Origin of the sequence: Streptomyces canus, assembly GCF_041435015.1 — a bacterium.
In the GTDB taxonomy this organism is placed as follows: Bacteria; Actinomycetota; Actinomycetes; order Streptomycetales; family Streptomycetaceae; genus Streptomyces; species Streptomyces canus_G.
The window spans coordinates 1,590,695-1,614,317 of the sequence record NZ_CP107989.1 but is presented as its reverse complement, the minus strand read 5'-3'; the positions used below and the strand labels follow the sequence as shown (position 1 = coordinate 1,614,317).

The 23,623-nt window shown below is 71.7% G+C and carries 22 protein-coding genes, 1 tRNA gene and 3 pseudogenes; 22 read left to right on the top strand and 4 right to left on the bottom strand.

Annotated features, from left to right (window positions below):
* Positions 1-47: 47 nt before the first annotated feature.
* The 7 genes and pseudogenes from OG841_RS07540 (at position 48) to OG841_RS48615 (ending at position 6,625) form a co-directional block, all read left to right on the top strand.
* Positions 48-833, top strand: a complete 786-nt coding sequence (locus OG841_RS07540) for an SGNH/GDSL hydrolase family protein (RefSeq protein ID WP_328642156.1) — start codon at positions 48-50, stop codon at positions 831-833.
* Positions 834-955: 122 nt separating this feature from the next.
* Positions 956-1,213 (top strand): annotated as a pseudogene (locus tag OG841_RS48620) (helix-turn-helix domain-containing protein); the annotation flags it as partial.
* A gap of 367 nt (positions 1,214-1,580) precedes the next feature.
* Positions 1,581-2,348 (top strand): response regulator transcription factor, encoded by a 768-nt coding sequence (locus OG841_RS07530; RefSeq protein WP_328642157.1) that lies wholly within the window; start codon positions 1,581-1,583, stop codon positions 2,346-2,348.
* Positions 2,335-4,410 (top strand): sensor histidine kinase, encoded by a 2,076-nt coding sequence (locus tag OG841_RS07525; protein WP_371564139.1) that lies wholly within the window; start codon positions 2,335-2,337, stop codon positions 4,408-4,410. The genes OG841_RS07530 and OG841_RS07525 overlap by 14 nt, the downstream gene beginning before the upstream one ends.
* 123 nt (positions 4,411-4,533) lie before the next feature.
* Positions 4,534-4,926 carry a hypothetical protein gene (locus tag OG841_RS07520; RefSeq protein WP_057608497.1) on the top strand — a complete coding sequence of 131 codons (393 nt, stop codon included), beginning with the start codon at positions 4,534-4,536 and terminating at the stop codon, positions 4,924-4,926.
* A 102-nt stretch (positions 4,927-5,028) separates the two neighbouring features.
* Positions 5,029-5,649, top strand: a complete 621-nt coding sequence (locus tag OG841_RS07515) for a class F sortase (RefSeq protein ID WP_371564136.1) — start codon at positions 5,029-5,031, stop codon at positions 5,647-5,649.
* Positions 5,580-6,625, top strand: a protein-coding gene (locus OG841_RS48615) for an IS630 family transposase (protein ID WP_442759696.1) whose coding sequence is annotated in 2 segments (ribosomal slippage) — positions 5,580-6,029 and positions 6,032-6,625 — 1,044 coding nt in all. Because the reading frame shifts where the segments join, the coding sequence is not laid out codon by codon here. The genes OG841_RS07515 and OG841_RS48615 overlap by 70 nt, the downstream gene beginning before the upstream one ends.
* Before the next feature lie 10 nt (positions 6,626-6,635).
* Here OG841_RS48615 and OG841_RS07500 read toward each other — a convergent pair.
* Positions 6,636-7,247: a TetR/AcrR family transcriptional regulator gene (locus OG841_RS07500; RefSeq protein WP_328642161.1), complete on the bottom strand. Its 612-nt coding sequence runs from the start codon at positions 7,245-7,247 to the stop codon at positions 6,636-6,638.
* 50 nt (positions 7,248-7,297) lie between these two features.
* On the bottom strand, positions 7,298-8,476 hold the full coding sequence (locus OG841_RS07495; RefSeq protein ID WP_371564131.1) for a Glu/Leu/Phe/Val dehydrogenase dimerization domain-containing protein: 1,179 nt from the start codon (positions 8,474-8,476) through the stop codon (positions 7,298-7,300).
* Between the two features lie 177 nt (positions 8,477-8,653).
* On the opposite strand from OG841_RS07495, the gene OG841_RS07490 reads away from it, so the two are divergent.
* The 7 genes and pseudogenes from OG841_RS07490 (at position 8,654) to OG841_RS07460 (ending at position 16,760) form a co-directional block, all read left to right on the top strand.
* Complete coding sequence (locus OG841_RS07490) at positions 8,654-9,829, top strand: MBL fold metallo-hydrolase (RefSeq protein WP_371564129.1); 1,176 nt, start codon at positions 8,654-8,656, stop codon at positions 9,827-9,829.
* Positions 9,830-11,245: 1,416 nt separating this feature from the next.
* The gene (locus OG841_RS07485) at positions 11,246-14,089 is read left to right on the top strand and encodes an ATP-binding protein (protein WP_371564127.1); all 2,844 of its coding nucleotides are present in this window, start codon (positions 11,246-11,248) and stop codon (positions 14,087-14,089) included.
* A 68-nt stretch (positions 14,090-14,157) separates the two neighbouring features.
* Positions 14,158-14,592: a roadblock/LC7 domain-containing protein gene (locus OG841_RS07480; protein ID WP_123994033.1), complete on the top strand. Its 435-nt coding sequence runs from the start codon at positions 14,158-14,160 to the stop codon at positions 14,590-14,592.
* 2 nt (positions 14,593-14,594) lie between these two features.
* Entirely contained in the window at positions 14,595-14,966 is a 372-nt protein-coding gene (locus OG841_RS07475) for a DUF742 domain-containing protein (protein ID WP_057610221.1), read from the top strand.
* Positions 14,944-15,543, top strand: a complete 600-nt coding sequence (locus OG841_RS07470; protein ID WP_007386183.1) for a GTP-binding protein — start codon at positions 14,944-14,946, stop codon at positions 15,541-15,543. The genes OG841_RS07475 and OG841_RS07470 overlap by 23 nt, the downstream gene beginning before the upstream one ends.
* 61 nt (positions 15,544-15,604) lie before the next feature.
* Positions 15,605-16,183, top strand: coding sequence for a GAF domain-containing protein (locus OG841_RS07465; RefSeq protein WP_328642167.1), 579 nt, complete (start codon positions 15,605-15,607; stop codon positions 16,181-16,183).
* Positions 16,173-16,760, top strand: a pseudogene (locus tag OG841_RS07460) (TetR/AcrR family transcriptional regulator). Before OG841_RS07465 ends, OG841_RS07460 begins: the two are co-directional and overlap by 11 nt.
* Here OG841_RS07460 and OG841_RS07455 read toward each other — a convergent pair.
* Together OG841_RS07455 and OG841_RS07450 are read right to left on the bottom strand one after the other, a co-directional pair.
* Positions 16,757-17,350, bottom strand: a complete 594-nt coding sequence (locus OG841_RS07455; protein ID WP_328642168.1) for a GPP34 family phosphoprotein — start codon at positions 17,348-17,350, stop codon at positions 16,757-16,759. The pseudogene OG841_RS07460 and the gene OG841_RS07455 overlap by 4 nt on opposite strands.
* Positions 17,351-17,391: 41 nt before the next feature.
* Positions 17,392-17,958: a hypothetical protein gene (locus OG841_RS07450; RefSeq protein ID WP_328642169.1), complete on the bottom strand. Its 567-nt coding sequence runs from the start codon at positions 17,956-17,958 to the stop codon at positions 17,392-17,394.
* A 194-nt stretch (positions 17,959-18,152) separates the two neighbouring features.
* On the opposite strand from OG841_RS07450, the gene tdh reads away from it, so the two are divergent.
* From tdh to OG841_RS07410, 8 genes and pseudogenes are all read left to right on the top strand, one after another.
* The gene (gene tdh / locus OG841_RS07445; protein WP_328642170.1) at positions 18,153-19,181 is read left to right on the top strand and encodes an L-threonine 3-dehydrogenase; all 1,029 of its coding nucleotides are present in this window, start codon (positions 18,153-18,155) and stop codon (positions 19,179-19,181) included.
* A gap of 14 nt (positions 19,182-19,195) precedes the next feature.
* A complete protein-coding gene (locus OG841_RS07440) occupies positions 19,196-20,389 on the top strand; it encodes a glycine C-acetyltransferase (protein ID WP_328642171.1) in 1,194 nt (397 codons plus the stop codon).
* Between the two features lie 27 nt (positions 20,390-20,416).
* Positions 20,417-21,319, top strand: a complete 903-nt coding sequence (locus OG841_RS07435) for a LysR family transcriptional regulator (protein ID WP_328642172.1) — start codon at positions 20,417-20,419, stop codon at positions 21,317-21,319.
* A gap of 50 nt (positions 21,320-21,369) precedes the next feature.
* A complete protein-coding gene (locus OG841_RS07430; RefSeq protein WP_328642173.1) occupies positions 21,370-21,948 on the top strand; it encodes a helix-turn-helix domain-containing protein in 579 nt (192 codons plus the stop codon).
* On the top strand, positions 21,945-22,478 hold the full coding sequence (locus OG841_RS07425; RefSeq protein WP_328642174.1) for a GNAT family N-acetyltransferase: 534 nt from the start codon (positions 21,945-21,947) through the stop codon (positions 22,476-22,478). The genes OG841_RS07430 and OG841_RS07425 overlap by 4 nt, the downstream gene beginning before the upstream one ends.
* Positions 22,479-22,508: 30 nt before the next feature.
* Positions 22,509-22,874, top strand: coding sequence for an MmcQ/YjbR family DNA-binding protein (locus OG841_RS07420; protein WP_326661737.1), 366 nt, complete (start codon positions 22,509-22,511; stop codon positions 22,872-22,874).
* Positions 22,875-22,965: 91 nt separating this feature from the next.
* Positions 22,966-23,039, top strand: a tRNA-Pro gene (locus tag OG841_RS07415).
* A 349-nt stretch (positions 23,040-23,388) separates the two neighbouring features.
* Positions 23,389-23,511 (top strand): annotated as a pseudogene (locus OG841_RS07410) (CorA family divalent cation transporter); the annotation flags it as partial.
* Between the last annotated feature and the right edge of the window lie 112 nt (positions 23,512-23,623).

Sequence of the window (23,623 nt, the reverse complement as noted above, 5' to 3'; positions counted from 1 at the left end):
AATCATGAACGGCTGTGGCAGACGATTCGAAGAATGACAGCAGTTCAGTGATCGGGTCGTACGTGGCGGTGGGGGACAGCTTCACCGAGGGCGTCGGCGACCCCGGCCCCGACGGGGCGTTCGTCGGCTGGGCCGACCGGTTCGCGGTACTTCTCGCGGACCGGCGGCCCGAGGGCGACTTCAGGTACAGCAATCTCGCCGTACGCGGGAAGCTGCTCGACCAGATCGTCGAGGATCAGCTTCCGCAGGCCGTCGAACTGGCACCGGACCTGGTGTCGTTCTGCGCCGGCGGCAACGACATCATCCGTCCCGGTACCGACCCCGACGAGGTCGCCGAGCGCTTCGAGCGGGCGATCTCCCGGCTCACCGAGGCGTGCGGCAGGGTCATGGTGACGACCGGCTTCGACACACGTGGCGTTCCCGTACTCAAGCATCTGCGCGGCAAGATCGCCACGTACAACGGACATGTGCGGGCCGTCGCCGACCGCTACGGATGTCCGGTGCTCGACCTGTGGTCCCTGAAGACCATTCAGGACCGGCGGGCCTGGGACGGCGACCGGCTGCACCTCTCCCCGGAGGGGCACACGCGTGTGGCGCTCCGCGCGGGCCAGGTCCTCGGCCTTGAGGTCCCGGCCGACCCGGACCAGCCGTGGCCGCCGCTTCCGCCGCGCGGTCCGCTGGACGTGCGACGGGACGACGTCCACTGGGCTCGGGAGTATCTGGTGCCGTGGATCGGGCGCCGGCTGCGGGGGGAGTCCTCCGGGGACCATGTGACGGCCAAGGGTGTGCTGTCGCCGGACGACATCAAGACGCGGATCGCTTCGGTGGCTTGAGCCGTGCGCGGTGCCCGGGCTGGTCGGTTCTCGCCCCTCCGTCGTTACTGACTTCGGCTCGTCAGGGTGATCTTTGGCGATGTGCCTGTTGGGCCAGGGGTGCGGGCTGTATTTCGTGCTGTGTGCGATATGCGGATGGGGGCGGGCTGACCGCTGCGGGACGGCAGCGTCGGGAGGCCGTAAGGCGGCAGGCGGCCGTGCTGTTCGAGCAGAAGATCAAGCCGCCGGAGGTCGCCCAGCGCCTCCGAGTGAGCCGGAAGTCGGCCTACCAGTGGCACCAGCTGTGGCGGGACGGCGGGATCGAGGCCCTGGTATCGCGCGGGCCGAGCGGATCACGGTGCCGTCTGTCGCCGCGCTGCCTGGAGAAGCTCGCCGCGTATCAGTCCAGAGACCTCTGTTCCGCGCTTGGAGGTCTGTCCCTTCTGGAGCTGGACTCGGCCCGTGGCGGGCGCGTCCGCCTGCACGACGTCATCCGGGACCTTTTGCGCAGCCGCCTGGGTGATGGAGGCGTGCAACGCGTAAATGGTGCGCTGGTCAACGCCGTTGCCGCGAGTTTGTCCCTGGCCGACCCCGCGACCTTCACCCGCCCCTGGTTCGGCTGGGGCGACGCCCTCTTCGCCGAGCTGCTCCTCGACCTCACGGGACGCTCGACGGCGGCCCTGCACCCTCGCCTGTCCACCACCGAACCGCCCTCACGGTAAGGGCACTTCCGACCTCCCGGCGCCAGTGGTCGCTACGATCTGCGGCGTGTGCGCAAACATTGTGGTCGCCGAAGACGACGCGAAGCAGGCCGAACTGGTGCGCCGCTACCTGGAGCACGAGGGCCACGCCGTCACGGTCGTCGAGGACGGCCGGACGGCTCTCGAGACGGTCCGGCACCAGGAACCCGACCTGGTCGTCCTCGACGTGATGATGCCCGGAGCCGACGGCCTGGACGTCGTACGGATCCTGCGCGCCGAACGCCGGGAGGTGCCGGTGCTGATGCTGACGGCCCGCAGCACCGAGGACGATCTGCTGCTCGGCCTCGACCTCGGCGCCGACGACTACATGACCAAGCCGTTCAGCCCGCGTGAACTCACCGCTCGGGTACGGACGTTGCTGCGCCGCAACCGGCACGGCCCCGACCCGGCTCCGGCGACCGTACCCGCTCCCGCCTCGACGGAGCCCGAAGCGGCCCCGGACGACGAGGCGTTGACGGTCGGCGCGCTCAGGGTCGATCCCTCGCGGCACGAGGTGTCGGTCGCCGGGACGCCCGTCGAGTGCACACCCGGTGAGTTCCGTATCCTCGCGGCGATGGCGGCCGAGCCCGGCCGGGTCTTCACCAGGGCGCGGCTCCTGGACGAGCTGCACGGCTTCGACAAGTACATCAGCGGCCGGACCGTCGACGTGCACGTCATGAACCTGCGCAAGAAGATCGAGCGCGCCCCACGACGGCCGGCCCGTCTCATCACCGTCTTCGGCGTCGGCTACAAACTCACGGACCCCGCGAAGAACGTGCGCCATGCGTCGTCCTGACAAGGGAGTTGCGGCGAGGGCCACCCGGCTGCCGCTGCGCAAGAGCCTGGCGGGGCGGCTGTTGACCGTGACGGCGCTGGTGGCCTCGTGCTCGGTCGCCGCGACCGCCTGGCTGGCCGTGCAGACGACCTCCGTCGCCATCCGCCAGGAGCAGGGGCAGAACCTCAGGTCCGACGCGAAGATCTACAACACCCTCCTCGGCTACGCGGCCACCCACCCCGGCTGGGACGGCGTCGACGCCACCGTGCGAGACCTGGCCCAGGAGTCCGGGCGCCGGATCGTGCTCACCACGCCGGGCCGAGGCCCGATCGTGGACTCGGCCGACTCCCGCTCGGCGAGCGGCGGTTCGTCCGACGATCTGCTCGCTCAGCAGGCCTCGGCGGTCGTGGATCCGCGCAACGTCGACACCGTGCTGGTGCCCGACGCGGCCAAGGCCGGCGCCGACCGCGTCGATCCACGGGCCGTGGGGCCCTTCCGGCTGCCCGCGAAGGAACACGACGCACTGCGGAAGGCCGCCGCCGGGAGGGTGGCGTGCCTCAGCCAGATGGGTATCGCCGCCGACGTCGTCGAGAGCCCGGGCGGACGGCCCCGCGTCCAGTTCGTGAGCGACGAGACCGGGGAGGGGACCGACAGCGTCACCGACCGTGACATGGAGGCCAAGTGCTTTGCGTCCTACCCGGTCGGTCCCACCGCGACCGAGCGGAAGGCCCTGAGCGCCCTCAACCAACTGGCTGACGCCTGTCTGAAACGACAGGGCCGCACCGCCGTGAAGCTGAACCTGGACCTGTCGTGGGACCGGAGTTACGCATACGGGCGGGACGACGCGGTCTCCGTCGCCGAGGACGGCCTCAGTGATCGGAATGCGAAGGCCCTGGCCGCCAAGAAGGCGGAGGACGCCGCGACGGCCGAACGCAAGGCGGCTTCCGGCGGCGCACTCGACTACGCCCCCGCCGAGATCCGCGACAGCGCGTACGACCGGGCCGTGGCCAACTGTGTCGGCAGCGCCCGCCGGGAACAGCTCATGGGCTATGTCGCCGAGCCCGCGCTCCTGTTCATCGACGGCCCCGGTGCCGCCGGCGTACCCGGTTTCGACCTCTCCCGATCCAACACCGCCCGCATCGCCGGTGTCACCGCCCTGGTCCTCGCCCTCACCGTCGGCGCCTCGGTACTCGCGGGTGCCAGGCTCGTACGCCCGTTGCACGCGCTCACCGGCGCCGCCCAGCGCATGCGGGAGGGCCTGGACGCGACGCCGGTGCCCGTGCCCGTCGTCTCCGACAACGAGATCGGTCGGCTGACGGCGGCCTTCAACGACATGGCCGCGTACCGGGCCCGCCTGGAGGAGCAGCGCAAGGTGATGGTCAGCGATGTCGCCCATGAGCTGCGGACGCCGCTGAGCAACATCCGGGGCTGGCTGGAGGCGGCCCACGACGGACTGGCCGTGCCGGACCCCGCGTTCGTCTCCTCGCTCCTGGAGGAGGCGGTGCAGCTCCAGCACCTCATCAACGACCTCCAGGACCTGGGCGCGGCCGACGCGGGCGCCCTGCGGCTGCACCGGAAGCCGGTACGGATCGACGAGCTGCTCGGCCAGGTCGCTGCCGCGCACCAGGGGTTGGCCGAGACGGCGGGCGTCACCCTCACGGTCCTGACACCGCCGCCGGGCACCCCTCGCCCACCGCTCCTCGACGCCGACCCCGTACGGCTGCGGCAGACCGTCAGCAACCTGCTCTCCAACGCGGTGCGCCACACCCCGGCCGGCGGCACGGTGACCCTGCGCCGGTACGTCAGCGACCCGGGGGACGAGCTCGCCGTGGAGGTGTCCGACACCGGCAGCGGCATTCCGGCGGGCGACCTCCCGTACGTGTTCGACCGCTTCTGGCGGGCGGAGAAGTCCCGCAACCGCAGCACCGGCGGCAGCGGCCTCGGCCTGGCGATCGTCCTCAAGCTCGCCGAGGCCCACGGCGGCACGGTGGACGTGGCGAGCACGGAGGGGGAGGGGGCCACCTTCACCCTGCGGCTGCCGACGGCCGGGTCAACCAAGCCGGAGGGTCCCGGTCGACCCTGATGGGATGACGACAGCGCTCTGACAGTTTCCTCACAAGTGGCCGTCAGGGTGAAGCCACGCCCGGAACCTGGTGCGGATTGGCAACCAGGAACGACCAAGCCGGGCTGGAACTGGAGCCCTCACATGTCCCGCCGTCTCACCCTGCGCCCGCTGCGTATCGCTGTCCTGACCGGCGTCGCGGCCGGCGCGCTGCTCGTCCCGGCCACCGCGGCCTTCGCCACCGACCCGACTCCGTCGCCGGGCGCGACCGACTCGACCTCGGCCGACAAGGAGGCCCTGGCGAAGAAGAAGGCCGAGGACGCCAAGACGCTCAAAGAGGCCGAGGCCCGGAAGGCCATGGAAGCCCAGAAGACCGGAGGCAAGGGCTACCCGCGTGGCGGTGTCGCCGCGGGCGAGGCCCCCGCCAAGGACGACAACACCGGCACGCTCATCGGCTCGGCCACGGGCGCGCTGCTGCTCGCGGGCGCCGGCACCTACGTACTGCGCCGCCGCACCACGGCCCGCCGCGAAGGCTGACCTGGCAGCACTGCCTCTCGTACGAAGCGGTGGCGCCGCCCTTCACCAGGCGGCGCCACCACGCGTTCCGGTGAACCTCCGCACCCTGTTCTGGAGCCCGCGTTGCCCTCTGCACACCGTCCGGCCCTGTCCCGGGCCCGCCTCGCGACCCTCACCCTGCTGACCCTCGTCAGCGTGCTCACCGGCTGCTCGGCCGGCCTCGACCCGACAGTGCGGGTCGTCCCCTCCGCCTCCGCACCCGGCACCCCGAGGTCCGGGCAGCCCGCGGCCTCTGACGCTCCGGCTGCCCCCGCCGAGGTGGCCGTTCCCTCCGTGGGGATCACCAGTTCGCTGATGGAGTTGGGCCTCAACACGGACGGGACGGTCGAGGTCCCGCCGGCCGAAAAGGGGATGACCGCGGGCTGGTACACGGGCGGTGCTGTGCCCGGTGAGATCGGCGCGGCAGTCGTCATCGGCCACAACGACACCCGCTTCGGCGAGGCCGTCTTCCACGACCTGAAGAAGATCAAGGAGGGTGCGGACATCACCGTCACCGACAAGACGGGAAAAGCCCTCCACTTCACCGTCACGGCCACGGAGAGCGTCGCCAAGAACGCCTTCCCGACGGAGAAGGTCTACGGGCCGACCCAGGAACGTGCTCTACGGCTCATCACGTGCGACGGCGACTTCGACGCGCAGGGGCACCCTGTCGACAACCTCATCGTGTACGCGACAGCGAGCTGAGGGCCGTAGGCGTGTCGGTTTCGCCCTGCCGGAAGTCGGCCTACCAGTGGCACCAGCTGTGGCGGGACGGCGGGATCGAGGCCCTGGTATCGCGCGGGCCGAGCGGATCACGGTGCCGTCTGTCGCCGCGCTGCCTGGAGAAGCTCGCCGCGCATCTGGAGGAGGGGCCGGCCGTGCACGGCTGGGTGGAGGACCAGGTGTGGACCGCTGGGCGGGTGGCCACGCTGATCGGCCGGAAGTTCCACGTCTCCTACAGCGTCTCAGGCGCCACCCGGCTGATGCACCGGCTCGGGTTCTCCCTGCAGGCCCCCGTGCGGCGGGTCGCCGAGCGCGACGAGGAGGCGGTGAAGATGTGGAAGGAAGCGACCTGGGCGGAGGTAAAAGGGCCCGGGCGGCCTGCGGGGGCTACATCTGCTTCGAGGACGAAGCAGGTTCCACCCGCCGACCGCCCCGAGGCCGCACCTGGGGGCGACGCGGACACACCCCGGTCGTGACGGTGAGCGGACGCCGCTCGGGGCGGCTGTCGGTGGCCGGGCTGATTGCGATGCGGCCCGGCTCACGGACCCGGCTGTGCCATCGGCTGGTTGTCCACCCCGCGGGCAACGGCAAGCGCCGCAGTATGAGCGAGCGCGACTTCATCGCTCTGCTCGACGGCGCCCACCAGCTCATCAAGGCACCGATCGTGTTGGTCTGGGACCGGCTCAACACCCATGTCTCCCGAACGATGCGAGAGTTGATCGACGCACGGGAATGGCTGACGGTGTTCCTGCTGCCCGCCTACTCGCCCGACCTGAACCCGGTCGAGGGCGTGTGGGCCCACGTCAAGCGCAGCCTGGCCAACCTCGCCGTAGTCGCCCTGGACCGCTTGGAGGCCCTCGTCCGCAACCGGCTCAAACGACTCCAGTACCGGCCCGAAACCCTCGACGGCTTCATAGCCGGCACCGGCCTCGCCCTCGGCAACCCGACCTCACCCTGACGAGCCGAAGTCAGTATGCGGACCCCGTGCCGTCCAGCCCGAGTTCGCGGGCCAGGGCCTCGTCCACCCATGCCTGGGCCCGGGACCTGGGCACCGCGCCCGCGTAGGACGTCAGTTGGACGGCCAGGCCGTCCAGGAGGGCGGTGAGGCGCAGGGCTGTGGCGTGCGGGTCCGGGCAGTGGAACTCGCCCGCGGCCACGCCCTCGGCGATCACTTCCGCGAGTGCCGCCTTCCAGCGCCTGTCGAGGTCGCGGGTGACCTCCTGGAGCGCCGGCTCACGCAGGGCCACCGCCCAGCCCTCGATCCACAGCCGCCAGCCCTTGGCCTGGCCCGTCGGCGCATACCAGCGAACCGCCGCCCGAAGCCGACGCAGGGCGCTGGTGCGGCGGCCGAGGAGCTTGCGCAGATGGGCCAGATCGTCCTCGGCTGCGTAGGTGAACGCGGCGGCGACCAGCTTCTCCTTCGTGGAGAAGTGGTAGAGCACCAGGGCGTTGCTGACTCCGAGCGCCGAGGCCACGTCGGCGATCCTGACGGCTGCCACGCCCCGCGCCTCGATCTGCTCGATGGCGGCCCGCAGCAGTTCCTCGCGCCGCTCGGCCACTGTCAACCGCACTCTCGCCACGGGATCACCCTAAGCCGTCGCTCGGTGGGGCGCCGCCCCGAGGGGCCAGGTCAGCGGTACCAGCCGAACCGTTCCGCGATCACCGGCAGCCGGTCCGCGACCAGCGCGTGGGCGGCGGCGCGCGGCGAGATCCCGTCCGACTCCGCGCGGGCCAGCAACTGCTCGACGAGGGCACGCATGGAACGCCGTATGTGCGCGAAGGCCTCGTCCGCGTCCGCGCCGATGTCGCCGAACAGGGTCCACCACCACCAGGCGTTGGTCCCGGAGTTGACCACGACGTCCGGCAGTACGGTGACTCCGCGCGCGGCCAGCAGCGCCTCCGCCGCGGGCAGGACCGGCATGTTGGCCGCCTCGACGATCCAACGGGCCCTGATCCGCTCCTGGTTGCCGGTGTCGATCGTGTACGACACCGCCGCGGGCACGAGTACCTCCGCGTCGAGCGACAGCCAGGCGTCGCCGGGCAGTTCGCGGTCGCCGGGGCGCAGGGCGGAGCGGTCCACGGTGCCGTAGGTGTCCCTGGCGGCCAGCAGCGTCTCGACGTCGAGTCCCGCGGGGTTGAAGACCGTGCCCTTGATGTCGGCGACGGCCACCAGGGTGAGCCCCGCGCGCGTGAGGAAGCGGGCCGTGGCCCCGCCCATGGTGCCGAGGCCCTGCACCGCCACGCGCGTGCCCGCGTGCGGCACCCCGGCCAGGTCCAGGGCCGCGAGGACCGACTCGGCGACCCCGCAGCCGCCCGCCAGTTCATCGAGTCCGATGCCGTCGACCTCGAGGGCGAACGCGTCCGCGAGCCGCCGCCGGGCCGTGGCCTCGTCGTCGAGCAGCGGATAGACCGCCTGGATCGAGGAGACCAGGCCGGCCTCCGCGGCCGCCCGGTCCACCAGGTCCTGGCTGAGACCGAGGTCCTCGCCGGTCGTCCAGCAGCTCTCGACGTACGGTCGCATGGCGCGCAGGTAGCGCACGAGGAGGCCGTACGCCGCCGGGTCCCGGGGGTCGCAGTCGATGCCGCCCTTGGCGCCGCCCAGCGGGATGTACCGCGCCTCGGGGTCGTAGTGCAGGGCCTCTTTCATGGTCATGCCGCGGGCGAGCCCTGTGACCTCGTCCAGGGTGCAGCCGGGGCGCATCCGCAGGCCGCCGCTGGCGACCCCCCGTACCAGCCGGTCGACGACCAGGAAGCCCTGGTGGCCGGTGACGTGGTCGGTCCAGGTGAGCGACAGCAAGGGGGTGGTCACACGGGCTCCGGTGCGGGCGGACGGCTACTGAACGGGGAGTCAGTATTGGCATCCGGCCGCGCCCTGTCAACGTGATCCGCTCCGACGGCGTCCTTACCCGTGTGACCGGACAGACGCCGGCACTGTCGGAGGGGCGGACCATAATGGATGCCTCAGAGACTCCACCCTGGAGGTACCGTGACCGGCTTCCGTCCCCTGAGCTCCGGGCTCCGCGCGCTGCAGCCCGCGGCCTTCGGTGCGGACCCGAGCGGTGAGCGCATGGCGCGTATCCGCAGATCCCCCCACTTCAAAGACGGTGTCTTCCAGAACCCCGGCGGAACCGCCAGGATCCGGCCCGACGGGTCGGCGATCGACTTCGCCAAGGGCTACTTCGACAGCGACGCCCGGCGGCAGCGTGCTCCGCAAGGCCGGATCCCGGTCCATGCCACGACGCTCGCCGACCTCTCCAAGCCGCCCGTCACCGGGCTGCGGCTGACCTGGATGGGGCACTCCAGCGTGCTCGCCGAGATCGACGGACGGCGGGTGCTGTTCGATCCCGTATGGGGCGAGCGGTGCTCCCCGTTCCCCTTCGCCGGGCCCAAGCGGCTGCACCCCGTGCCCTTGCCGCTCGCCGCGCTCGGTCCGGTCGACGTGATCGTCATCTCCCACGATCACTACGACCACCTGGACATGCCCACGATCAAGCAACTGGCCGGGACGGACACCGTCTTCGCCGTGCCGCTCGGTGTGGGAGCCCATCTCGAGCACTGGGGGGTGTCCGCGGACCGGCTGCGTGAGCTGGACTGGCACGAGTCGACCCAGGTCGCCGGGCTGACGCTGACGGCCACCCCGGCTCGGCACTTCTGCGGGCGCGGGCTGCGGAACACCCAGCACACGCTCTGGGCGTCCTGGGTCGTCTCCAGCGGGGAACACCGGGTCTACCACAGCGGTGACACCGGGTACTTCGACGGGTTCAAGGACATCGGCGCCTCGTTCGGGCCCTTCGACGCGACGATGATCCAGCTCGGGGCCTACTCGGAGTTCTGGCCGGAGATTCACATGACGCCTGAAGAGGCGGTGCAGTCTCATCTGGATCTGCAGGGTGGGGACGCGGCGGAGGGGGTGCTGCTGCCGATCCACTGGGGCACGTTCAATCTCGCGCAGCATCCTTGGGCTGAGCCCGCTGATCGGACGATGCTGCTGGCCCACAAGGCCGGCATCGCGATGGCCTCGCCTCGGCCGGGGGAGCCGTTCGAGCCCGGGGCCGCCCCGGCGGTCGATCCTTGGTGGCGGGGAGTGGCGAAGGCGCCGGCCGGGGGATGGGCGGCGTTGCCGACGGTGGCGGAGGAGCCTGTACCTGTGGCCGAGGTCTGAGCCACGGACGCGGATCTGCCTCACCGTGTTGTGGGGCGGCTGCTGGTTCGTGGTGGCTGGGCGCCGTCTACCCGCGGTCCTGGGTGGGGGCGCCCAGTCACCTGAGGGGCGTGGGGGGAGTCGGGTGAGGGGCCCCTTTTGCCCTGTGGACGGGGCACGCCGCCGCGGTGGACGCGGGGGCTTCGGTTGCGCCGCCGCTGAGAGGGCTCGGCACCATGCCCGCATGTGGTGGGTCTCCGTGTGGGGGCCGCGGGTGGTGCGGGCGCGTGTCGTGTGGTGGGGGTCGGCCGGGGGGATCGGGCAGGGTGACGTTTGTGACCTTTCGGTCAAGGGGCCCCACGTCGATAGGTGACCGCGCGCGGGTGTGGGCGTGGCTGGTGTGGACGTGTGCCGTGTGGTGGGGGTCGGCCGGTGTTGGGCTGCGGCAGGGTGGCGTTTGTGATCTTCCGGGTCAGGGGGTGCTTCGTCGATGGGTGATCGGCGCGGGCGTGGGCTGGCTGGTGTGACGCGAGCCGGGGGGCGCTTCGTCGATAGGTGTGGGCGTGGCTGGTGCGGGCGCGTGTCGTGTGATCGGGGTTGGCTGGTGTGGGCTGGGGTGGGGTTCGTGACCGTTCCGGTCCTGGAGCCCTTCTCCGGTATGGGACCGTGCGATGCCCTTGGGGGCGGGTCGGGAACGCGGCCGTAGATCCGCGACGGTGTTGACCGACGCCGGATTACGGGTCGGCGGGTTGCTCTCCAGCCGTGTGCGGTACGTCGGGTTCGGCACCGGCGAGCGGCAGTTGCCCCTCCTGATCGCGTTCCCGGACGAGGGCACCCGCACGACTTCGGCACGGGCTCTTCCTGCCGTGGCCGGCGACTGAGGCGGACCGACACGGTCAGTGACAATCGGGAAGGCTCGGGCCAACGCTCGTGAGGGGTGTCGGTGGGTCTGCCGTACTCGGGGAGACGGCCGACGTGACGGCCGAGGTGCGCGTATGCCCTGGAGCCTCGCCGCGCGCACGTGACCGCTTCTGACCAGGACTGATCGGTATTCACTCGTTCGGGGATTCCTGGCCGATCTGCTTGCCGGGCAGTCGTGCGAAACCTCATACCAGAGCGGGACGCTCCGCGGGGGACTTTGTCAACTGCCGCTCGCGCCTGATGCCTTGGCGACTACTGTCAGTGTCCGCCGGGCGACGAGGGGTTGAAGCCTTCGGTTCTCTCGACCGGTACGCCATGACGCATGCCCACGGCGAACAGCCGCGGTGCGGGGAGGAGGGAGGCGACGCGCCGGTGACCGACGACCATGCCGCCGCGCGCCCCGCTCGGCACCCCGCCCAGCAGCCCCCAGGGGCACACGCCGGAGCCCGCCGAACCGGGCCGGCCGGCCCGGGACCCTCCGGCCAACAGGACCGACGGACCAGTACAAGGACACCGATGTCTCACCTCCGTGCCCCGGCCGCACGCGCAGACCGCCGTGAGGGCGGGCGGCACGGGCGGCCGGTCGCCCGCCCCGCCCCCTCGCTGCCGGAGACGCACATACGGCCGCAATTGCTGCGGCTGGCCGTGCTCCCACCGACCGCGGTCGCCCTCAGCGGCTGCGCGGCCGTCCTGTTCACCGTCCGCTCCACCGGGGCACGACCCAGCCTCATTCTGTGGGGAGTCCTGGCCGGGGCCGTCTCGGTGACCCTCGCGGCCATCGTCATCGCCGCCGTGGCGGCCGACCGCGCCGCCAAGACGGTGAGCGACCGCGTCGGCGCGTTGCGCCGCAGCAGCGCGCGCCGCGAGGCCGACCTGCGGGTCCTGGTCGAGGGGCTGCGCCGCGGGGAGATTCCGCCGGGGCGCGGCCCTCGCAGCGGTCCGCCCGACGACGCCGACGACTTCGAACTGCTCGCCGCCGACCTGGCCCGCGCCCACGACGGGGCCGTCACCGCCGTCGTCCAGGCCGCCCAGCTCTCCAGCCAGGCCGGCAGCGAACAGAAGCTGGAGGTCTTCGTCAACCTGGCGAGGCGGCTTCAGTCGCTGGTGCACCGCGAGATCTCCATCCTCGACGAGCTGGAGAACGAGATCGAGGACCCCGACCTGCTCAAGGGGCTCTTCCACGTCGACCACCTCGCCACCCGGATCCGCCGGCACGCCGAGAACCTCGCCGTCCTCGGCGGTGCCGTCTCGCGTCGGCAGTGGAGCAACCCCGTCTCCATGACCGAGGTGCTGCGCTCCGCCATCGCCGAGGTCGAGCAGTACTCACGGGTCAAACTCGTGCCGCCGATCGACGGCACGCTGCGTGGGCACGCCGTCGCCGACGTCATCCATCTGTTGGCCGAACTCGTCGAGAACGCCACGGTGTTCTCGGCGCCGCACACTCAAGTGCTGCTGCGCGCCAACCTCGTGACCTCCGGGCTCGCCGTCGAGGTGGAGGACCGCGGACTCGGCATGCCCGTCACCGAACAGCACCGGATGAACGCCCTGTTGGCGGATCCCGACCAGGTCAACGTCGCGAGCCTGCTCGCCGACGGGCGCATCGGGTTGTTCGTGGTGTCACAGCTCGCGAAGCGGCACGGGATCCATGTCCGGCTCCAGACGAACATCTACGGTGGCGTCCAGGCCGTCCTCGTGGTGCCGCAGACGCTGCTGGGTTCGGCGCCGGGGGCGATCGGTGCGCAGTCGCCGGAAACCGCGGGTAGGGCCGTATCCGCGCAGGGGCCGGCCCATCCGCGAACCGGGCATGAGGCACGGCACAGGGGCGCGCCCGCCGAGCCGCGTCCCGGGACCGACCCGCGCCGGGGGACAGAGTCCGGACTCAACGGCAGTGCGGCGCCGACGACGAAGAGCGGCGGAGCGGTGCCGCAGGGCGCCCGGGTCGTGCGAAACGGCAGCGGGCCCGGACGGAACGGAAGTGGTCGCGCGCCGCGCGACGGTGACCGCGCCTCGAGTGGCAGCGGATCCATGGCCGAAGGTGCCGAGTCGCTGACGCACGGCAGCGGAGGCGTACCGGCCGACGACGGGGCTGCGCTGGATGATGGCGGGGCTGCGTCGAGCGGTGGGAGGCGTGGGCCCGGCGGCAGCGACTCCCTGGCGAGTGGCGCCGGGCTCTTTCTGAACGGTGGCTCGGAGGCCCCGGGGAACGGGGGGAGCGCTCCGAGTGAAGGCGACCGCCTGTCGAGGGGTGGCGGCTCTTCGCCGGACGGCGGCGGGAGCGTGTCGAGTGGCCGGGGGCAGGTGCCTGGCGGCAGCGACTTCCCGTCGAGTGGCGGTGGGTCCTTTCTGAACGGCGGCTCAGCGGTGCCGGGTGGTGCGGGGCAGGTGTCTGGCGGCCGTGGCTTTCCGTCGAGTGGCGGTGGGTCCTTCCTGGGCGGCGGTTCGGGGGTGCCGGGTGGTGGTGGGAGCGTTCCGGGTGGTGGCGAGGCCTGGTCCGGTGGGAGCGGGTCCACGGCCGGTGGCGTGCCCGGTCGGAAGCCCGATGATGGTGGAACCGGGCCGAAGGGCGGTGGAGCGCACTCGGGGCGGCCTGCGCCGCTGCCGGTGCGTGGGGCCCGTGCGGAGCGGCCGACGCCGGCCGAGGCCAAGCCCGGGATCAGGCCCGACGACCGGCGGCTGGTCGCGGAGCATGTGACCGCGCCGCCCACCCCCCGTACCGGGACCGTGCGCGGCACCATGGGCAAGCCCCAACTGCCCCGGCGCCGCGCTCAGGAGCACATCGCACCCCAACTGCGCGGCGGCCCGACGCCACGGCAGGACCCCGAGTACCCGGCCGGCCATGACCCAGGACTGATGGCGGCCTTCCAGCGCGGTATCAGCCTCGCCGAGGCCCAGCAGCACCTGGAGCCGGCCCCCGGCGAACCGACCACGACGCTGCCGGCGCCGCGGATGGGGGCCGACCCCATGGACCCGGCACACACGGTGTCCGCGCACACGGCCCCCGGCCCTATGAGCTCCACCCCCATCCCTGCCCCTATGGACTCCGTGCACATGGACCCGGCCCACATGGGATCGGCCCACCCAGACACGGCGACAACGGGCCGCACACATACGGACACCTCTTCGGAGTCCGCCCCGGCCCCCGCCCCGTCCGCCTCCTTCGACTTCGGCTTCGACCTCGACGCGAGCCACACGGACGCCGCCCCCAGGACCGACGCCGCCCCGAGGACCGACGCCGCCCCGAGGACCGACGCCGCCCGCATTGACGTAACTCCCATGGAGCGGCCCCACATATCCGAGGCGCACGGTCTCGATCTCGACCGCACCACCCCCCGGCACGACGGGAGCGCACCCGCCGGATGACCACCCCCGCGTTCACCCCACCCCCCAGCGCTCCCGCAGACCTTCGTACCTCAAGGAGTCGATCCACCATGGCGAGCGAAGCGCCGACCGGCCATGTATCCGATCTCGACTGGCTGATGAGCGGCCTCGTGCAGCGCGTGCCGCACACCAGCAGCGCGGTCCTGCTGTCCTGCGACGGGCTCGTGAAGTCGGTCCACGGCCTCGACGGGGACAGCGCCGACCACATGGCGGCCCTGGCCTCCGGCCTCTACTCCCTCGGCCGCAGCGCGGGCGTCCGCTTCGGCGACGGCGGAGACGTCCGTCAGGTCGTCGTCGAACTCGACTCGACGCTGCTGTTCGTGACCACCGCGGGCTCCGGCACCTGTCTCGCCGTACTCGCCGGCCGTGAGGCCGACGCGGCGGTGCTCGGCTACGAGATGGCGATGCTCGTCAAGAGCGTGCGTCCCTACCTGGTGACCGCGCCCCGGCAGCACGCCGTCGAATCCCCGGCGATGAGGCCTTGAGCGTGGCGGCGGCCGGCGACGGGCCCTGGCTCGACGACGCGGCCGGGCGGCTGGTGCGGCCCTTCACGGTCAGCAACGGCCGCACCCGGCCGTCCATCGCGTTCGACCTGCTGTCGCACGTGAGGGCCACCGGGGCCACCCCCATCGGCTACCTCGGCCCCGAGCACGCGCAGGCCCTCGACCTGTGCCGCGCGCCCGTCTCGGTCGCCGAGGTAGCCGCCCATCTCAAGCTGCCGGCGGTCGTCACCAAGGTGCTGCTGTCCGACCTCGTCGACTGCGGGGCGCTGACCACCAAGCCACCCGAGTTCACCCACAACCCGACTGACCGGGCTCTTCTGGAGGCAGTGCTCGATGGACTACGACGACAGCTCTGATCCCTTTCCCACCGCACTGAAGATCCTGGTGGCGGGAGGGTTCGGGGTAGGCAAGACGACCTTCGTGGGCGCGGTCAGCGAGATCGCCCCCCTCAGCACGGAGGAACTGCTCACCACGGTCAGCGCCGCGACCGACAGTCTCGACGGTATCGAGAACAAGGTCGAGACGACGGTGGCCATGGACTTCGGAAGGATCACCCTCGATCCGGAACACGTCCTGTACCTGTTCGGCACGCCCGGGCAGGAGCGGTTCTGGTTCATGTGGGACGAACTCTCCGAGGGCGCGCTCGGCGCGGTGATCCTCGCCGACACCCGCAGACTGGAGGACTGCTTCGCCGCCGTGGACTTCTTCGAGCAGCGCGGCCTCGGATTCATCGTCGCGATCAACGAGTTCGACGGGGGGTACCGCTACGACCCCGAGGAGGTCCGCGCCGCCATCGACCTCCCGCCGGAGATCCCGATCGTGCGCTGCGACGCACGGATCTCCAGTTCCGGTGTGCAGACCCTGCTCACCCTCGTACGGCATCTCATCGCCCACAGCCCGGCGCCCGCGCCGAGCCATGGCGCCCACATGTGATCCCCGCACACACCTCCACGGAGCCGCATATGACCGACGTCCACAGCGACGGAACCCGCCCATGAGCTACGACCCACCACGCCCGGCCGGTCGTCTGCTGCTCACCCCGGAGGACAAGGAGGCCCCGGACCGGGCGCGACGGCTGCGCCTGCTGGACCTCGGGGAACGCCCGGAGCCCGCTCTGGACGCCTTCGCCGAGCGGCTCGCCGAGCGCACGGGGGCGCCGTACGCCATGGTCAACTTCATCGGCGAGAACCGGCAGTTCTTCGCCGGTCTCAGGATTCCCGTGGCCCGGACCCCGGCGGACGGCGAGGAGGCCAAGCCGGAAGTGGGCCGCTATATGGCGCGCGACCATGGGTTTTGCCCCCATGTGGTCGCCCGCCGCAAGGCGCTGGTCCTGGAGGACGTCCGTGACTACCCACGCTTCGCGGGCAACCCGGTCGTCGACGAGTTCGGCATCCGTTCCTATCTGGGCGCGCCGCTCATCGACTCCGCGGGGATGGTGCTGGGCACGGTGTGCGCGGCGGACGTGCAGCCCCGGACGTGGGGGAAGTCCGGACTGGAGACCATCAAGTCGTCGGCGGCGGAACTGGCCGCGCGTCTGCAGCGACGGGAGGCCGACGGCCTCCCTGTGCTGTGACGGGCGAGGCGGCCCACATCACCAGCCGCTCATCGAGGGGCGCGGATACTCGGCGCTGGGGGTGGCCGAGATCTGCAAGGCGGCCGGGGTGCCGAAGGGCAGCTTCTCCTACTTCTCCGAGTCCAAGGAGGCCCTCGCGCTCGCCGTCGTCGACGAGCACTGGGCGGCCCAACGGCGGGACCGGGAAACCGTGTTGGGCACGGACGCGGACCCCCTGCGGCGGCTGCGCGGGCTCTTCTAGCAGACCGAGGCCGGCCGGCGTGCCGTCCAGGAGGGCTGCGGCAGGGTCTCGGGCTGTCTGTTCGGGAACCTCGCTCTGGAGCTGAGCAACCACGCCGAGCCCGTGCGCGGACGACTGCGGGAGATCTTCGACGCGCAGGTCGACACGGTCGAGGCGGTCGTCGCCGAGGCCCGGGACCACGGCGACGCCACCGTGTCCGACCCAGGGGAGGCGGCGCGGGCGGTCGTGGCCCAACTGGAGGGCCCGGTGATGTTCGCCAAGCTCTACAACAGCCCCCAGCGCCTGAGCCCCCTGTGGGACAACCGCCGAGCCCTGCTCGGCGTCGCCGGCTCCTAGTAACCGCGCCAGACGTTGTCGAACGCGGCGTCCTCGATGACCTTCCGCTGGCGCACGGCCTCCAGTTCCATCACCGCGTCCCCGACCGCGGCCAGCACGGTGGCCGCGTCGTCGGCGAGCTCCCCGCCAGGTTCGTCACCGATCCCGGCGGCGGACACCAGAGCGGCGAGGACGGGTTCCCCCGCCGCCCGGCGCTCCTCGGCCTGCCGTCTCGCCGCCGAGTCCACCAGCTCCGTCCGCCCGGTCCGCAGCGGGATCCGGCGGCGCCGTGAGCGGGCCGTCAGCCCGACCCGCTCCAGGTCGTCGACGTACGCCGCGGACAGCCCGCGGCCCCGGCGCCACAGCCAGTCCTCGACCGACTCGTACGGCTCCTGCCGTACGAGCGCCTCGGCGGCCTCGTCCAACAGACGGTCGCCCGTGGGGGACGGGGCCAGGGGCAGGATGCGGTCGCCGTCCAGGGCGAGGGCGCGGGCGTCGAGGAGGTCGAGCACCTCGGCTCCCGCGAGAACGAGCGACAGATCGCCCTGTTCCACGGGCTTGTCGGCGGCCACATCGAGGACGACGATCGCGAGGTCCCGTGCGGTGGTCATCAGCGGCTCCATGTCAGTCGGCCGGGTGCGGCGGTGAGTGCTCAGGGGCCGGCCGCGGCGGGCCGGGCGTCCCCGGTCGATTCTCGCTGCTGCTCGGGGACCGTGTGCCCCCTTACGACCATGTGGTGCGGAAAACAGATCCGCAGCACGGCGGCGGCCGCGGCCGCGACCAGGACCACGAGAGCGGCCGGCAGCAGGGCCCGGTGGTAGCCGTGGTGCAGCAGCGGGGCGACGACCAGCGGGCCCAGGATCTGTCCGACCGAGTACCCGGCGGTCGGCAGCACGACCGAGCGGGGGAACCGCAGGTGCGCTCCGGTGGCCAGGGCGAGCGAGCTGACGCCGATGAACGCTAGGCGTGGCCGGTACGGCGGCGGCCCGCCAGGCGGTGCTCCAGTCGGCGGCGGACCGCAGTACCAGGACCGGCAGGCCGGACAGCGCGATGCCGTCGCCCACCCCGCCGAACGCCCGACCGGCCACGTGCGGCGGATGGTCCCGCACAAGACGATCCTCAGCGGAGTCCTCACCCGGGGAAGACCAGTGTCGACGCCCACCAACCGCAGCGCGTGGCCGCCCTCTTCACCGAGGACGCCCTCTTCCCGGGGCTGCACCCCTACAGCGTCGGACGGCGGGGCGTCGCCGAGTACCACGACTCCCAGCCGGCAGGTCTCCCGCCTCGACCAGGGCCCGCAGCGGGCGTGAAGCGGAGCTGTGGCACCGCTTAAGAAATCCTCGATGGACCAGGACGGCGTCGTACGGCAGATTGCTGGGCGTTTCCACCCCTCGCACCCACAGGAGCCATGCCGTGAAGGCGCTGGTCAAGGAGAAGGCCGAGCCCGGACTGTGGCTCGCGGACGTCCCGGAGCCCGCCGTCGGCCCCGGGGACGTCCTGATCAAGGTGCTGCGCACCGGCATCTGCGGCACCGATCTGCACATCCGGTCCTGGGACGGCTGGGCACAGCAGTCGATCCGCACGCCGCTCGTCCTGGGGCACGAGTTCGTCGGCGAGGTCGTGGAGACCGGGCGCGATGTCTCGGAGATCGCCATCGGCGACCGGGTGAGCGGCGAGGGGCACCTCGTCTGCGGCAAGTGCCGCAACTGCCTCGCCGGGCGGCGGCACCTGTGCCGGGCCACGGTCGGGCTCGGGGTGGGCCGGGACGGGGCCTTCGCCGAGTACGTCGCCCTGCCCGCCGCCAATGTGTGGGTGCACCGCGTCCCCGTCGAACTCGACGTGGCCGCGATCTTCGACCCGTTCGGCAACGCCGTGCACACCGCGCTGTCCTTCCCGCTGGTCGGCGAGGACGTGCTGATCACCGGCGCCGGCCCGATCGGACTGATGGCGGCGGCGGTCGCCCGGCACGCGGGTGCGCGCAACGTCGTCGTCACCGACGTCAGCGAGGAGCGCCTGGAACTGGCCCGCAAGATCGGCGTGAGCCTCGCGCTGAATGTCTCGGAGGCGCGGATCGCCGACGGACAGCGGGAGTTGGGCCTGCGCGAGGGCTTCGACATCGGCCTGGAGATGTCCGGTCGGCCGGAGGCCCTGCGCGACATGATCGCCAACATGACGCACGGCGGCCGGATCGCGATGCTGGGACTGCCGGCCGCGGAGTTCCCGGTCGACTGGGCCCGGATCGTCACCTCGATGATCACCATCAAGGGCATCTACGGCCGGGAGATGTTCGAGACCTGGTACGCGATGTCGGTCCTCCTGGAGGGCGGCCTCGACCTCGCCCCCGTGATCACCGGCCGGTACGGCTACCGCGACTTCGAGGCGGCGTTCGCCGACGCGGCGAGCGGCCGCGGCGGCAAGGTCATCCTCGACTGGACCAACTGACTTAGGGATTGACGATGTTCGACTCCGTGCGTGACGACCTGCGCGCCACCCTCGACGAGATCCGCGCCGCCGGCCTGCACAAGCCCGAGCGCGTGATCGACACCCCGCAGTCCGCGACGGTGAACGTCTCCGCGGGCGGCCGCCCCGGTGAGGTGCTCAACTTCTGTGCCAACAACTACCTCGGCCTCGCCGACCACCCCGAGGTCGTAGCCGCCGCCCACGCCGCCCTGGACCGCTGGGGCTACGGCATGGCCTCGGTCCGTTTCATCTGCGGCACGCAGGAGGTCCACAAGGAGCTGGAGGCGCGGCTGTCCGGCTTTCTCGGCCAGGAGGACACGATCCTGTACTCCTCCTGCTTCGACGCCAACGGCGGTGTCTTCGAGACGCTGCTGGGCCCCGAGGACGCGGTGATCTCCGACGCCCTGAACCACGCGTCCATCATCGACGGCATCCGGCTGTCCAAGGCCCGCCGCTTCCGGTACGCCAACCGTGATCTGGCCGATCTGGAACGGCAGTTGAAGGAGGCCGAGAGTGCCCGGCGCAAGCTGATCGTCACCGACGGCGTCTTCTCCATGGACGGTTACGTGGCGCCGTTGAAGGACATCTGCGACCTCGCCGACCGGTACGACGCCATGGTCATGGTCGACGACTCGCACGCCGTCGGCTTCGTCGGCCCCGGCGGCCGCGGCACCCCCGAGCTGCACGGCGTCATGGACCGCGTCGACATCATCACGGGCACCCTCGGCAAGGCGCTCGGCGGTGCCTCCGGCGGTTACGTCGCCGCCCGTGCCGAGATCGTCGCGCTCCTGCGTCAGCGCTCACGGCCGTACCTCTTCTCGAACACGCTCGCCCCGGTGATCGCCGCGGCCTCGCTGAAGGTCCTCGACCTGCTGGAGTCGGCGGACGACCTGCGGGTGCGGCTGCGGGAGAACACCGCGCTGTTCCGTCGCCGTATGACCGAGGAGGGCTTCGACGTCCTGCCCGGTGATCACGCCATCGCGCCCGTGATGATCGGGGACGCCTCCGAGGCGGGCCGTCTGGCCGAGCTCCTGCTGGAGCGCGGGGTGTATGTGATCGGTTTCTCGTACCCGGTGGTGCCGCAGGGGCAGGCGCGCATCAGGGTGCAGCTCTCGGCGGCTCACTCCACCGAGGACGTGAACCGCGCGGTCGACGCCTTCGTCGCGGCCAGGGCCGAGCTGGCGGCCTAGTCCGGACGTATTGCGATAATCGATCCCATGATCGAAGCGCGGCGGCTCCACATTCTCCGTGCGGTGGCCGACCACCGCACGGTCACGGCGGCTGCCGCCGCGCTGTATCTCACCCCCTCCGCCGTCTCGCAGCAGCTCACGGCCCTGGAGCAGGAGACCGGCCACCGGCTCGTCGAGCGCGGTGCGAAGGGTGTACGGCTGACTCCGGCCGGCGAGATCCTGCTCAGCCACACCAACGCGGTCCTCGCCCAGCTGGAGCGGGCGGAGGCCGAGCTGGCCGCCTACAGCTCGGGCGCGGCCGGCACCGTCACGGTCGCCTCCTTCGCGACCGGGATCGCCCTGGTCGTGGCGCCCGCGGTGGCCCGCCTCGCCTCGACGGCCCCCGGCATCCACCTCCGCGTCCAGGACGCCGAGGGCGACGCCAGCCTGCCGATGGTCCTCGACCGGCAGGTCGATGTGGCGGTCGCCGTGGAGTACCGCGGGGCCCCGCCCGCCGACGACCCACGCCTGGCCCACGTGCCCCTGTACGCCGAGCCCTTCGACGCGGTCGTCCCGGTGAGCCACCGGCTGGCCGGCGCGGCCGAGGTGCCGCTGGCCGAGCTCGCCAAGGACCCGTGGATCGGCCCCTACCCGGGCAACCCCTGCCATGACGTCGTGGTCCTGGCCTGCGAGAACGCCGGATTCCAGCCGCGTCTGGAGCACTCGTCGGACGACTTCCGCGCGGTGGTGGCACTGGCGTCGGCGGACGCGGGGGTGGCGTTGGTACCGCGTTCGGCGCTGATCGGGATGGATCTCACCGGGGTGGTCGTACGGCCGGTGGACGGGGTCGCCCCGACGCGCCGGGTCTTCGCGGCCGTGCGGCGGGGTGCGGAGGAGCACCCCCTCATCCGTCCGGTGCTGGACGCGCTCGGAGCCGTTGCCGGGGAGTAGGGAGCCGGCCGCACTGGCGGGCTTCTCGTATGTGGGATAGTTTCCCGAATGTGAAACACGACGAACCCGGGCCCGACCCCGTGGACACCCGCCTCGGCGCCCGACTCGCCGCGCTGCGGGCCGAACGGGGCTGGTCGCTGGGCGAGTTGGCCGAACGCAGCGGTGTCAGCAGGTCCACCCTCTCCCGCGCCGAGCGGGCCGAGATCAGCCCCACCGCCTCGCTGCTGAACCGGCTGTGCGGGGTGTACGGGCGGACCATGTCCCAGCTGCTCAGCGAGGTCGAGGCCGAGCCCGCGCTGCTGATCCGGGGCGCCGACCAGACGGTGTGGGAGGACCGGGCCTCCGGGTTCGTACGGCGATCCGTGTCGCCGCCGCACTCCGGGCTGCGCGGCGAACTCGTCGAGGGACGGCTCGCCGCCGGTTCCGACATCGCCTACGACCGGCCGCCCGTGCCGGGCCTGGAGCAGCACATCTGGGTTCTGGAGGGTGCGCTCGACGTCGCCGCTCTGGACGCCGAGCACCACCTCGGCACCGGGGACTGTCTGCGGCTGAGGGTGTGGGGACCGACGCGGTTCCGGTGCGCGGGTCCCGACCCGGTGCGGTATGTGCTGGCGGTGGTCCTGCCGTGATCGTCACCCGCCTTGACGAGGTCCGACTGCTGCACCGCGTGGACGAGTTGGCCGATCTGCTGGTCGACACGGTGGACGGCGGCGCCTCCATCGGGTTCCTCGCACCGATGGACCGGGCGGCGGCCGTCGCCTGGTGGAAGGAGCGGGCGGGCGCGGTGGCCGCGGGGTGTCTGGCGGTGTGGGCGGCGGACAACGGTCACCGCGCGGTCGGCACCGTCAGCCTGGCCTTTCCCGACAAGCCCAACTCCCGCCACCGCGCTGAGCTGGTCAAACTGATGGTGCACCGGGACGCGCGCGGGCACGGTCTCGGGCGGCGGCTCCTCGGCACCGCGGAGGAGGCCGCCCGCGCGGCCGGAATCACCCTGCTCCACCTGGACACCGAGACCGACAGCCCCGCCGAGCGCCTCTACGGCGGCGCCGGCTGGACCCGCGCCGGAGTCATCCCCGACTACGCGGCCGATCCCGGCGGTGTGCTGCGGCCGACGACCCTCTACTACAAGCGTCTCCGGGCGACCGCTGCGACCAGGTGATTGTCAGTGGCAGCCGCTACGGTGCCTGTCATGCCGGACGCCGAAGACGTACGTCGTGTCGCCCTGTCCCTGCCGGACACGACGGAGAAGATCGCCTGGAGCATGCCCACGTTCCGGGTCGCGGGGAAGATGTTCGCCACGCTGCCCGAGGACGAGACCTCCATCGCCGTGCGCTGTCCGAAGGAGGAGCGCGACGAGTTGGTGCTGGCCGAGCCGGGGAAGTTCTGGATCGCCGACCACGAGGCGCAGTTCGCGTGGGTGCGCGCCCGCCTCGCCGCGATCGAGGACGAGGGTGAACTGCGGGACATCCTCGCCGATTCCTGGCGGCAGGCGGCGCCGTCCGGGCTGCTCGACGCGTATCCGGGGCTGGGGCTGCCCGATCCGCCCAGGGGGTGAGGCGGGCGAAAGGGGTGCGCGACCACCGACCCGAGTGCGGTATGGTTTCTCTGCACGTTCGGCCAGGGGAAACCCCAGGTCAGGCGGGCACCGGGACGTGGCGCAGCTTGGTAGCGCACTTGACTGGGGGTCAAGGGGTCGCAGGTTCAAATCCTGTCGTCCCGACTGGAGACAGTCGCAGGTCAGGGCCGGTTTCGGAGACATCCGGAACCGGCCCTTGACCATTGTTGGGGACCAGTTGGGGACCGGCGTCCTTGACCGAGGTCAGCGGGTCACGACGATCGGACTCGGCAGTGAGCTTGGTGTGCGCAGCACGCTGAGGTGCGCGGAGAGCGCCGCCCCGGCGGCCGTGATCTTGTGTACGTCCGGGTGCAGGTAGCGCTGAAGGGCTGGACGCGCCCGTGGAGATCGACTTCGGCGAACTCCACGTCTTCCTGGGCCCCGGCTTCGTCCTGACGGCCCGTCACGCGGACGCCCCCGGCCTCTCCGCCGTACGCCGGCGCCTGGAGGAGACGGCATGAACTTCACACACATGCCGGAGCTGCGCCGGGCGTTCGGGTACCCGTTCGCCATCGCGCTGATGGGCGTGGTGTGCGTGAGCCTGTACGTCGTCTTCAAGCGCCGCGACTGGTTCTGAGCCGCCCGCCGCCCGCCGTCCGTCGCCCGGCACATGGCTCGTACCCGTCCGTGTTATGGCGTGTTCAGAGCGTCACTTGATCGGCACTGTTTCAGCACCTGCCCCGCCGTAC